The sequence below is a fragment of the Pseudomonas sp. GM55 genome (genome assembly GCF_000282395.1).
GTDB classification, from domain to species: domain Bacteria; phylum Pseudomonadota; class Gammaproteobacteria; order Pseudomonadales; family Pseudomonadaceae; genus Aquipseudomonas; species Aquipseudomonas fluorescens_CC.
This window is the reverse complement of the sequence record NZ_AKJJ01000031.1, coordinates 80645-92499: the sequence shown is the minus strand read 5'-3', so window position 1 is coordinate 92499 and position 11855 is coordinate 80645. Positions and strand designations below refer to the sequence as shown.

12 protein-coding genes are annotated in these 11855 nt (G+C 61.4%); 1 reads left to right on the top strand and 11 read right to left on the bottom strand.

Translation table 11 applies throughout. From position 1 onward, the window contains the following. Positions 1-68 precede the first annotated feature (68 nt). The 11 genes from pyrF to PMI31_RS04625 form a co-directional block, all read right to left on the bottom strand. Positions 69-767, bottom strand: coding sequence for an orotidine-5'-phosphate decarboxylase (gene pyrF / locus PMI31_RS04675; protein ID WP_008016546.1), 699 nt, complete (start codon positions 765-767; stop codon positions 69-71). 213 nt (positions 768-980) lie between these two features. Further along, positions 981-2036 carry an AI-2E family transporter gene (locus PMI31_RS04670; protein WP_008016545.1) on the bottom strand — a complete coding sequence of 352 codons (1056 nt, stop codon included), beginning with the start codon at positions 2034-2036 and terminating at the stop codon, positions 981-983. Positions 2037-2105: 69 nt separating this feature from the next. Beyond that, complete coding sequence (locus PMI31_RS04665) at positions 2106-2912, bottom strand: DUF4892 domain-containing protein (RefSeq protein WP_008016544.1); 807 nt, start codon at positions 2910-2912, stop codon at positions 2106-2108. 8 nt (positions 2913-2920) lie between these two features. Beyond that, positions 2921-3580, bottom strand: a complete 660-nt coding sequence (locus PMI31_RS04660; protein WP_008016543.1) for a glutathione S-transferase family protein — start codon at positions 3578-3580, stop codon at positions 2921-2923. Between the two features lie 50 nt (positions 3581-3630). Then, positions 3631-4485: an alpha/beta hydrolase gene (locus tag PMI31_RS04655; protein ID WP_008016542.1), complete on the bottom strand. Its 855-nt coding sequence runs from the start codon at positions 4483-4485 to the stop codon at positions 3631-3633. Beyond that, the gene (locus tag PMI31_RS04650; RefSeq protein WP_008016540.1) at positions 4482-5288 is read right to left on the bottom strand and encodes an alpha/beta fold hydrolase; all 807 of its coding nucleotides are present in this window, start codon (positions 5286-5288) and stop codon (positions 4482-4484) included. Before PMI31_RS04650 ends, PMI31_RS04655 begins: the two co-directional genes overlap by 4 nt. A 113-nt stretch (positions 5289-5401) precedes the next feature. Beyond that, positions 5402-5845, bottom strand: coding sequence for a hotdog fold thioesterase (locus PMI31_RS04645; RefSeq protein ID WP_008016539.1), 444 nt, complete (start codon positions 5843-5845; stop codon positions 5402-5404). Between the two features lie 32 nt (positions 5846-5877). Beyond that, positions 5878-7545 carry an AMP-binding protein gene (locus tag PMI31_RS04640; RefSeq protein ID WP_008016538.1) on the bottom strand — a complete coding sequence of 556 codons (1668 nt, stop codon included), beginning with the start codon at positions 7543-7545 and terminating at the stop codon, positions 5878-5880. A gap of 133 nt (positions 7546-7678) precedes the next feature. Continuing rightward, complete coding sequence (sixA, locus tag PMI31_RS04635; RefSeq protein WP_008016537.1) at positions 7679-8134, bottom strand: phosphohistidine phosphatase SixA; 456 nt, start codon at positions 8132-8134, stop codon at positions 7679-7681. Beyond that, on the bottom strand, positions 8131-8478 hold the full coding sequence (locus PMI31_RS04630) for a DUF4389 domain-containing protein (protein WP_008016536.1): 348 nt from the start codon (positions 8476-8478) through the stop codon (positions 8131-8133). The genes sixA and PMI31_RS04630 overlap by 4 nt, the downstream gene beginning before the upstream one ends. A 31-nt stretch (positions 8479-8509) precedes the next feature. Further along, positions 8510-9535, bottom strand: coding sequence for an NAD(P)H-dependent glycerol-3-phosphate dehydrogenase (locus tag PMI31_RS04625; protein WP_043302208.1), 1026 nt, complete (start codon positions 9533-9535; stop codon positions 8510-8512). 195 nt (positions 9536-9730) lie between these two features. On the opposite strand from PMI31_RS04625, the gene PMI31_RS04620 reads away from it, so the two are divergent. Next, a complete protein-coding gene (locus PMI31_RS04620; RefSeq protein WP_008016534.1) occupies positions 9731-11854 on the top strand; it encodes a TonB-dependent receptor plug domain-containing protein in 2124 nt (707 codons plus the stop codon). Position 11855: the final 1 nt, after the last annotated feature.

Genomic DNA, 11855 nt, shown 5'->3' with positions numbered 1-11855 from the left:
CACCGCGGTTACTCAGGTAAACCGTGGTAATGCAATCGCCGGCAAGCCGGCTCCTACAGGTTGGGTGTTTAAGCCAGCTCAGCCACGACCGAAGCCAACGCCTTGGCCGGATCCGCTGCCTGGCTGATTGGACGACCGATTACCAGATAGTCGGAACCGGCATCCAGCGCCTGACGCGGAGTCAGAATGCGGCGCTGGTCGTCCTGGGCGCTGCCCGCCGGACGAATCCCCGGGGTCACCAGTTGCAGCGATGGATGCGCCGCTTTCAGGGCTTGGGCTTCCAGGGCCGAGCACACCAGGCCATCCATCCCGGCTTTTTCCGCCAGGGCGGCCAGGCGCAGAACCTGCTCTTGCGGCTCGATGTCCAGACCGATACCCGCCAGATCTTCACGCTCCATGCTGGTCAGCACAGTCACGCCGATCAGCAGTGGTTTCGGACCGGTGCGCTGATCCAGCACTTCACGGCACGCGGCCATCATGCGCAGGCCGCCGGAGCAATGCACGTTGACCATCCACACGCCCATTTCCGCAGCCGCCTTGACGGCCATCGCGGTGGTGTTCGGGATGTCGTGGAACTTGAGGTCCAGGAACACTTCGAAACCCTTGTCGCGCAGGGTCCCGACGATTTCCGAAGCGCAGCTGGTGAACAGTTCCTTACCGACTTTGACCCGGCACAGCTTCGGGTCCAACTGATCGGCCAGCTTCAGTGCGGCGTCACGGGTAGGGAAATCCAGGGCGACGATGATAGGAGTCTGGCAGGCGGACATGAGTGGGCTCTCAGGCAAGTCGAAATCGGCGCGCATTGTAGCGGAACCAACGCCGCTGCGGGACCCGATGATCGGTAAATCGTCGCGACGCTTCAGGCAAGACTAGCCCTCGAGGCCATTGTGTCGAGCTCGATACACACACGACACGCCCGTAACACCCGGGCCCGCTACCCTCGGCAACCGCAACAGGTCCTTGCAACAGCACTTCCCGCCTCAGGGCCGGCGATCTTCAACCCGTGCCTGGGTCTTGCTCCAGTCGATCAACAGGCTGTAGGCCACCGCCAGCAATGTCGGGCCGATGAACAGGCCGATAAAGCCAAAGGCAATCAACCCGCCAAACACCCCAAGCAGCACAATGACCAGCGGCAGATTACCGCCGCGGCTGATCAGGTACGGCTTGAGCACGTTGTCGACACCGCTGATGATGAATGTGCCCCAGATTCCGAGGAATATGGCCAGACCGTACTCGCCTTTCCAGGCCAGCCACGCGGTCGCCGGAATCCATACCAACGGCGGACCCATCGGAATCAGGCTGAGCATGAACGTCACGATACCGAGCACCAACGCTCCCGGCACGCCGGCAATCAGGAAGCCGATCAGCGCCAGGATCGCCTGGGCCGCTGCCGTGCCGATCACACCGTTCACCACCCGCTGTACCGTGCCAGCCACCAGCTCAATGTAGTAGCCGGCCCGCTGGCCGATCAGCCGCTCCAGCAATGTGTGTACAAACGCCGCCAGGCGCGGCCCGTCACGATAGAAAAAGAACACGAAGACGATGCTCAGGGTCAGTTCGAGAATACCGCCGCCGATCTGCGCGCTGCGCGCCAGCAACCAGTTACCCACCTGCCCCAGATAAGGCTTGAGCGACACCATCATCGCCGCGCCCTGCTCATCGATACTGTTCCAGATCCCGACCAGCCGCTCACCTACCAGGGGAATCGAACCCAGCCAGACCGGTGCTTCGGGCAGCCCCTCGACCTGCGCATCCTTGATGAATGCCGTGGCATCGCGTACATGGTCGGCAAGGTTGAAACCCAGCCACACCAGCGGTGCCGCCACCAGCACCATCCAGCCCAGCGTCAACAATGCCGCCGCCAGGGACTCGCGGCCATTGAGCCAACGAGTCAGCAAGCGCATCAGTGGCCAACTGGCGAACGCCAGGACCGCGCCCCAGAACATCGCCGACCAGAACGGCGCCATCACCCAGAAGCTCGCGCCGAACAACACCACGAGCAGGATCTGCACCAACAGGCGATCGTTATTGATCATCAAGAGTCTCGAAAAAGTCAGTCAGCAATAGAGTAGGCGAACGTAGCGTGCACGTTCGCCCGATACAGCCTACCGCAATAGCTCGATATGCAGGCCAGAGCCTTCGACACTGCCGGCTTCCATCCGCGCGGCACGCACGCCCTGACCAATCAGGGCCTGACGCCAGGCTTCGGCGTTCGCTCCGGAAATACTGATCCGCAAGGTGGTGTCCAGATTCAGTCCGCGAGAAATCAGGCGTAGCCAGGCCTCGTCAGGTGCGCTGTTCAATGTGGAAAAATCGAGCTCCCCGGTACTCTTGAGTTCACGCAGCAAGGTCGCGGAGGTCGGCAACAACTCGCCCAGCGGGGCCGAAGCATCGAACTGCTCGACATGCAGGTAGGCTTTGCGATTACCACGGGTGATGCTGTACAGCGCGACGAGCGTGTTGTCCCGTGGAGCAGCAAGTCGCAGCAGCAAATAGGCTTGCTGGTCGTCGGCACCGTACAGCTTGGCGTTGCCGAAGACCTGGTTGGCCCAGAGGCTGCTTTCACCGCAATCACGCGCCTGGCACCAGAAGAGCAACCCGGCGTCCTGCTGTTGCAAAGCCTCGCGGGCAGCGGTGAACGCCTCGATGGATGAATGCTCCGAGGGCAATTCGTAGGTCACCGAAGTGACCTTGCCGCGGGCACTGACCTGACCGTCGAAACGTAACTGGCCACTGATTTTGCGGATCGAACCCAATGGGTAGATCCGCTCCAGTTCGGCGGCGGGGCGATAGTCGACAATCTGGGCATCGACCATGCGCGGCACTATCGGGAGGTCCTGACTGCCCGGGACATCGGCGGCGAACAACAAGGGACTGAAACTGCACAGCACCAGCAAACTGAATGAACGCATGGATAGACTCATCGGATCAGCATGGCCTGGGCGCCCTTGATGACACTGGCTTCATCGGCGCGTTGCGGTACCTGCAGACCACGCTGCACCGCAGGCCGGGCCTCCATGGTTGCCATCCAGCGTTGCAACGCCGTCAAGCCCTCCACCGAGACGCCCGACCACTCGTAACCGCGTACCCACGGAAAGGTGGCGATGTCGGCAATGCTGTACTCATCGGCAAGGAACTCCACGCTTTGCAAACGCGTGTCGAGCACTTCGTAGAGGCGACGGGTTTCATGCTGATAGCGGTCGATGGCGCCCTGGAGTCTTTCCGGAAAGTAGCGGAAGAACACGTTGGCCTGGCCCTGCATCGGGCCGATGCCCCCCATCTGGAACATCAGCCACTGCAATACCAGCGAACGTCCCTTCGGGTCGCTCGGCATCAGTTTGCCGGTCTGTTCAGCGAGGTAAATCAGGATGGCGCCGGACTCGAACACGGCGAAATCGCCGTTGGCACGGTCGACAATCGCCGGAATCCGTCCATTGGGGTTGATCTTGAGGAAGTCCGCGGACTTCTGCTCCTTTTTTTCGAAACTCAAGGCATGCACCGTGTAGGGCAGGCCGAGTTCCTCGAGCACGATAGAGACCTTGTGGCCATTCGGGGTCGCAGCGGTGTAGAGATCTATCATGGTTGTCTCCCATTTCAACCCGCCCAGCCTCGACAGTTGCCCGGCGCAAGTCAAGGAATGGCGAAGAACCGATTGAAACAGTCTGCGACAAGATCGGCGCCGGACTCGTCATTGAGGTGCAAATGATGGCCGCCGGGCAGCTGTTCACGGCTAAAGGGTAGACGCTCCAGCAACTCCGGGTGTTTGGCGAGCATGCCGTCAGCAGCGACCACCAGTGTTGCAGGACATTTGACCCGCTGGACGAAGGCCATCGCCTGCTCGGTGGTAAGACGCAGTGGCGATGGCAGCGTGAGGCGACTGTCGGTGCGCCAGGTATAACCGCCCGGTACCGGCATCAGGCCACGCTGCGCCAGCAGTTCGGCCGCCTCGCGGCTGACCGCCACCAGGCCCTTCATACGCGCTTCGATGGCACGGTCGAGGGTGTCATAGACCGGTTTGCGCTTTTCCCGCAGATCCAGTTGCGCTTGCAGGGCCATGCCCATGCGCTCGGCCGCGTTTTCACCTTTGTCTGTAGGAGGAATGATGCCGTCGATCAACGCCAGGTGAGTGACCCGCTCGGGCAGCGATCCGGCGATGATCAGCGAAGCAATGGCGCCCATCGAATGCCCCATCAACGCGAATTTCTGCAGTCCAAGCTGTTCGGCCACTTGCAGCACATCATGGGCATAATCCCACATGGCGTAGCCGGCTCCCGGCGGGCGATGCCCGGAATGACCGTGACCGGCCATGTCCAGGGCGATGATGCGCAGACCTTTAAGCTTTGGCGCCAGGCGGGCAAAGCTGTTGGCGTTGTCCAGCCAGCCATGCAGGGCAATGACCGGTAATCCGTCTTCAGGACCGAACAGGTGCGCCGCCAGTTCGATGTGCGGCAGGCTCAGGCGGACCTCTTCGACGACGTGGTTCATGCGCAATCCTGTTGTCGACGGCCGTCCCAACGGTAGAACAGGCCTTTGAGCATTTCAGCGGTATCAAGGGGACGTTCCAGCGGAAACATGTGGCCGCCGGGCATGGTCAGCGACTCGCCCAACGGCAGGCGGTCGACCGAACTGGCGTGATGACGCATCACCACGCGGCTGTTGTGGCCGCGAACCACCGCCAGCGGCACTTGCAGCTGCCGGGTGCTGCCCGGGCTGGTGTGCGGCACGCCGCGATAGATGCTGATTTCCGTGGCCGGGTCGAAGCGCAGGCGCAGCTTGTCGCCGACCTGGTGCAAGCCATGTTGCAGGTAGGCGTCGAAGCATTCCGGGTCGAAGCCGCGAAACAGGGTTTTACCGGCGAAATATTTCCGGGCGCTGTCCAGGTCGGCGAATTCTTCACGACGGCCCAGGGTGCGGCCGGCCGGGGTCAAGCGGTCGATGAAACCGAAGCGCTTGGCCGCCCGGATCACCCATCGATCGGCTCGGGTCAGCACTGGCGAGTCGAGCATCACCACGCCGCGATACAGTTCCGGGCAGCGCAAGGCCGCATGCAGATGCAACACGCCACCGAAGGAGTGACCGACGCCCCACACGGGCTCGGCCTGTTGTTGCAGGTGATGGATCAACTCATCCACCAGGTTGTACCAGTTGTCGTCTGCCGGGAAACGCGGGTCGTGGGCGTGCTGCTCCAGATGCGTCACCTGATATTCGGGTGCCAGCGCCGCAAACAACTTGCCGTAGGTTCCCGAAGGAAAACCATTGGCGTGGGCGAAAAAGATCTGTTGCGACATACCTGCAAATCCATGAGCGAGAACAGGCGTTGATTGTCCGCAAGACCGCGTCCTGCGGCAATGACCGTAACTGCCAGGAATGATGACAGTCCGGTCAAGGCCATGGCTTGAGTTCAACGCGTCGGTGGCGTCTCACCCAACGGCACCACCGCCATGGTCAGTCGCGACACGCAACTGGCCTTGCCCTCATCGCTGGTCAGCCGAATGTCCCAGACATGGGTGGTGCGGCCGATATGGATCGGCTTGGCCACCGCCGTCACCCGCCCGCTGCGCAAGCCGCGCAAATGGTTGGCGTTGATTTCCAGGCCCACGCAATAGAACTTGCTGGCATCGATGCACAGGAAGCTGGCCATGGAGCCGACCGACTCGGCCAACACCACTGAGGCGCCGCCATGCAGCAAGCCGTAAGGCTGATGGGTGCGGTGATCGATGACCATGCTTGCCGTCAGGGACTCATCGTCGAAGGCCTCGAAACGGATGTCCAGCACTTCGCCGATGGTGTTTTTCTGGAGTGCGTTCATTTGCTCGATGCTGGGAGTGGTGCGCCACAGGCTCATCGCAGAGTTTCCTTGTTGGTCTTGTTCGTGAATCAATCCTGCCACAGCACCGCTTCGCTGCGCTCGCTCCATTCTTCAAAGCGCTTACCGTAAGCCGCTTCGATCACGTTGCGCTTGATCTTCAGGGTCGGGGTGAGAAAGCCGTTTTCCACGGCCCAACTGTCCTTGACCACTACCAGTCGCCGCAGGCGCTCGTGTTTGTCGAGGGCGCCGTTGACCTCTTCCAGCAGTTTTTCCAGGCTCGAATGCAAGCCGGCGCGCGCGGCCCCGCCGGCATCCTGCTGGCCGACCGCCGACAACACGCACAACCCCAGCGGCGCGCTCAAGCCATCGCCCACTACACAGACCTGCTCGATGCGCGAATGCACGGCCAGACGATTTTCAATCGGTGCCGGCGCCACGTATTTGCCTTTGCTGGTCTTGAAGATTTCCTTCAGACGACCGGTCAGGCGCAGATTGCCTTCTGCGTCCTCCTCGCCCTTGTCGCCGGTACGCAGAAAGCCGTCCTCGGTAAGGGTGTCGGCGGTCTTTTCCGGCTCCTTGAAATAGCCGAGCATGGTCGCGCCACTGCGCACCATGACCTCCCCTGTCTCGGCGATCCGCACCTCGACTTCCGGGCACGGCTTGCCGATCCAGCCCGGTTTGTTCTGGCCCGGCATACAGATGTGGGAATAGCCGCAGCTTTCAGTCATGCCGTAGACCTCCAGCACATCCAGCCCCAGTTTGCGGTACCACAGCAACAAGGTCTGCGGTACCGGCGCAGCGCCGGACAGCGCAATGCGCAACGCATCGAGCCCCAACCCGGCGAGGACTTTATGCCCGACCCGCTTGCCGATGATCGGCAGGCCGAGCAGGAAGTCGAGGCGTTTTGCCGGGATCTTGCTGTACACACCCATCTGGAACTTGGTCCAGATGCGCGGCACGCCAAACAGCGCAGTCGGGCGTGCACGCTGCAGATCGGTGAGAAAGGTGTCCAGGCTTTCGGCGAAAAACACCGTTTGGCCGGTATAGATCGACGCCAGTTCGACGAACATCCGTTCGGCAACGTGGCACAACGGCAGATAGGACAACAGCCGGTCCGACTCGTTGAGGCCGAACAGCGAAGTGCCATGTGTGGTGGCGAACCCCAGGGTGCCGAAGCTGTGCATCACGCCTTTGGGCATGCCCGTGGTGCCGGAGGTGTAAATGATGGTTGCCAGTTGATCGGCGGCAGGTTTGGGATCGTCCTGGATCGGTGAACTGCATTGCAGGTCGGCCCAGCTGAAATCGAACGTGCCCGGCGGGTGCAGGGGCAGGCTGATGGTCGGCAGGTCGGGGCTGACGCCACGGGACATGCCTGGCCAGTCGTCGAGCTTGCCGATGAACGCCAGCACCGCTTCCGAGTGTTCAAGTACCTGGGAAACCGATTCGGCGGTGAGGTTGGGGTACAACGGTACCGACACATGCCCGGCCATCCAGATCGCCAGGTCGGCAATGATCCAGTGCGCACAGTTCTTCGAGATCAGGGCGATGTGACTGCCCTGCGGCAGTTCCCGCGCTCGCAACCAATGGGCCGCGCACCGGGCCTGGTGACCGACGTCTGCCCAGGTCAACGTCTCGACCTGGGCGCCTGCGACAGGCTGGACCAGAAAGCGCTGGCGGGGATGACGGGCCTCACGCTCGTAGAAAACGTCCAGTGGCAAACGAAACGCAGCAGACATGACTCGCTCCTGTTTTTTTGGTCTGGAGCAAGCGTAGTCAACCAAGCAAGTGCTTGGTTGACTATTTCATTCAAAAATTTTCTATCCCTGTGGAAGCCGTCTTCAGGTCAAGCAGTGTCCTTTGAAAGGCTGGCTACGGGTGCTTGATGCTGTCGAGCGTCATCGAACCGACCAACAGTTCATCGCCCTTGAGTTCGGCCAGCCCGGCGGTGCTGACTCTCTCCGGGGGATATCCTGCGCCATGTTGCAGGTAGCTCAGCAGGTTACCCACCAGCGGGTTGTGACTGACCAGCAGGGCTTCACTGACGGAAACCAGTTGCTCGGCGACCTTGTCCGGGTCGGTGTCCGGGGTCAGCCATTCGACGATGCGGATTTCCGGTTCGAATCCCAGTGTTTCGCGCACCAGTTGCGCCGTCTGCTGCGCTCGCATGTAAGGGCTGGCATAGATCGCTGTCAGCGGCTGGCCCATCAGGTTGGCGGCGGCGCGCAGCACTTCTTCACGACCGTTGGCAGTCAGTTCCCGTTCCGAATCGTGGGGTTTGGAACCGTGTGGTTCGGCTTCACCATGACGCAATACCCAGAGTTTCATAGCTTGGGTTCCTCATCTCGAGCCGGATGCGGTGCCGGTGCCACGACATGCGGCGCTTCACCTTCCGGCGTACGCGGCGTCGGCCAATCGGCGAACGGCCAGGGCTTCTGGTCGCTGTGAAAGCTGCCGAAACGACCGATCTGCGCCAGAAACTGGCTCAGGCTGTCGCCGAAATTCATCAGGCTGGCGCTCGGGGCGCCATAGAACAAACGATAGATCAACTGCACCAGCACGACGGCGCCGAGGATGAACTGCGCCACTTGCCACACCAGCACGAAGACGATCATCCACAACACGCGCAGCAGGATGGATTCGTAACTGGCTTCTACTTTTGGATCGTTCATGTGCAACTCCCTGCTTTTCTGGCAAGCGTGATTAGTTGAAACCGCTGGTGGAAATAAAGTCGACGTCGGTTTTCGGCTCGCCACGCATCAACAGACCGATAACCTGCTCCAGCGTGCGGCCTTCGAACAGGATCGCGTGCAGCCCGGCGACCAGCGGCATGTACACGCCAACCTCCTGGGCCTTGGCCTTGAGCACTTTAAGGGTGTTGACCCCCTCGGCGACTTCGCCCAGGCGCGTGACGGCCTCGTCCAGGCTCAAGCCCTGGCCGAGGGCGAAGCCGACCTGATAGTTGCGGCTCTTGGGCGACGAACAGGTCACGATCAGATCGCCCACGCCCGCCAGCCCCAGGAAGGTCATCGGGTTGGCGCCCTGATTCACCGCGAAACGGGTCATTTCCGCCAGAGCCCGGGTGATCAGCATGCTCTTGGTATTTTCGCCCATACCCATTGCCACCGCCATGCCGGCGATGATCGCGTAGACGTTTTTCAATGCTCCGCCCAGCTCCACGCCGAAACGGTCGGCGCTGGCATAGACACGAAAGGTACGCCCGTGCAGCGCGGCCTGAACCTGCTGGCACAGTTCTTCGTCTTCACTGGCGACCACTGTGGCGGTCAGTGCATGTTCGGCGATTTCACGGGCCAGGTTCGGCCCGGACAAGACACCGATGCGCGCTTGCGGGGCGATCTCTTCGAGGATCTCGCTCATCAACTTGAACGTGTGGGCTTCGATGCCTTTGGTCAGGCTCACCAGCAATTTGCCGGTCAAGCGTTCCGCGTACGGCACCAGCACCGAGCGCAGCGCGCTGGAGGGCAGTGCGACAAAACACAGGTCACAGGCGTCCAGGGTGGCTTGCAGGTCGGTGACTGCAGTCACACCCGGCAAAATCTTGATGCCCTTGAGGTAACGCGGGTTTTCGCGATTGACCCGAATGGCCTCGGCCTGTTCGGGGTCACGCATCCACTGAAGGACCTGATGCCCATTCTCGGCCAGCAGATTAGCCACGGCGGTTCCAAAACTTCCGCCTCCCAGGACCGCAATCGGGCGCTGTTCAGTCATATGCAATCCGTTAATCCATACCAGTGGCGATGTCGGCATTATACGGGGCAGCCCATCGGCGGCCAGCCCCGACATCAAATACCGGCACCTGTAGGAAGAAGACCAATAAAACCTGGGAAAATGCAGACATCGTGAATGGAAAAGTCATTCGGCTCGGTTAACATGCGCGCCTTCAATCACTGACAGGGATGTGTTGTGTCTCCGGCTGCTCCTTCACCGCGTTCGCCTCTGGTACTGGCGCTGATTTTCAGCTCGCCATTGCTGGCCGACGACTTGTTCCTGGACAGCGAACCGCTGCCGCAGGTGCTCACGGCCACGCGCCTGAAGCAGTCGCCGGCGGCCGTTCCGGGCAGCATGACGGTCATCGACAGTGCCCTGATCCACGCCAGTGGCGCCCGCGACATCAGCGAACTGCTGCGTCTGGTGCCGGGGATGATGGTCGGCAACATCAGCGGCAATCAGGCGGCGGTGAATTACCACGGCACAAATGCGACTGAAGCGCGGCGCCTGCAAGTGCTGATCGACGGGCGTTCGGTGTATCGCGCCGGCCTGGCCACCGTGGACTGGAGTGACATTCCGGTGGCCATGGAAGATATCGAGCGCATCGAAGTCTTTCGCGGGCCGAATACCGTCAGCTACGGCGCCAATGCCCTGATGGCAGTGGTCAACATCATTACCCGACGGCCCGCCGACAGTCACGGTACGCGCATGAAGGTCACCCAGGGCCAGCGCGGCATCAACGACTTTTATGCCAGCCAGGGCATGGGCTGGGAGGACGGAGACTTGCGCCTGTCCCTGTCCGGCCAGCAAGACGACGGCTTCGACACCGACCGAACCGGTGCCGACTACCGTGACAGTCGTCGCCTCAATCGCTTCAACCTCGCCGTCAGCCAGAGCCTCGACGAACGGCAAAGCCTCGATTGGCAATTGAATGCCAAGGACGGCACCAACCAGCGGCCCTATACCTATCGGCCGGTGTTCCCGGGGATTACCCGCGCGGGCGACGACTCCGACGTCACTGCCAAGGACTACGCCGGGTCATTGCGCTGGAATCTGGACATCAATCCCGACCACAGCCTTTATATCCAGGGTTCGGCCCAACACTGGGATCGTCAGCAAACCTGGCGCGCCTGCGACGCAGAGGTTTCGTTCAGCCCGCAACTGACCGAGCTCTGGCAATTGAACCCGAACTACACCGAACGCCTGGCCCGCAACATCACGCGCTTCATCGGTCCTGGTGCACCGGCCGGCACACCCGCCGAACAGGCGCTGGCCAACCAGGTACTCGATCAGTGGCGCAACGGCGCGAGCCAGACCGTTTGCGGTGACATCGACCAGAGCACCCGGGAGTCGCGCTACGACCTCGAACTGCAGGACACTCTGAGCCTTGCCGATAACCTGCGGCTGGTCAGCGGGATAAACTATCGTTACGACCGGGCGGATTCCGAAACCTACTTCAATGGCACACTCGATGACAGGATCTGGCGGGCGTTCGGCCAGCTCGAGTGGCGTGCCACCGAACACTGGCTGCTGCAGGGCGGTGCCATGTTCGAGGACACCCGGTTGATCGGCAGCTCGCTGACACCTCGCATGGCGGTCAACTACCTGATCAACCCGCGCCACGGCTTGCGTGCGGTGTATTCCGAGGCCATCCGTTCGCCGGACATGTTCGAGAACAACGTCAACTGGAGTTATCAGGTCACCAACCTCAGTCCCGGTGCCTTTGGCCAGTCCAGCGCCCGCTATTTCGTCAAGACCCGTGGCCCCGGCAACCTCGATCAAGAGCACATGCGCTCCCGGGAACTGGGCTACAACGGCTACTTTCCCGAACCGGGGCTGGCGGTCGACGTGAAGTTGTTCCACGACGAAATCACCGGCATGATCAGTGAACCGCTACGCAACAATCAGTACATCGCCAGCAATGCCAACGAGGCGCGATTTACCGGCGCCGAAACCCAGCTCGACTGGCGTGTCGGCAGCCTCGATCGCCTGCGACTGACCTATGCCTACGTCGATGCCGACACCAGCAATCCGCTGGATGCCAGACAGACTGCAAGCAACAGTGGTTCGGCCGGATGGCTGCGCGATTGGGGCCGGGGCTGGAACAGTGCCCTTTTCTACTATGGCGATGACGCCCTCAATGGCTACCGCTTTGAACGGGTCGATATGCGCATCGCCAAACGGATCGCCCTGGGCAAGGCCAGCCTGGAGCTGGCTGGAGTGCTCCAGCAACGCCTGGACAATCAGCCAACCACCTTCATCGACAACAATTATGAGCAGCGCCACGTGATGTATTTCAGCGCGGAGCTGGAGCTTTAAG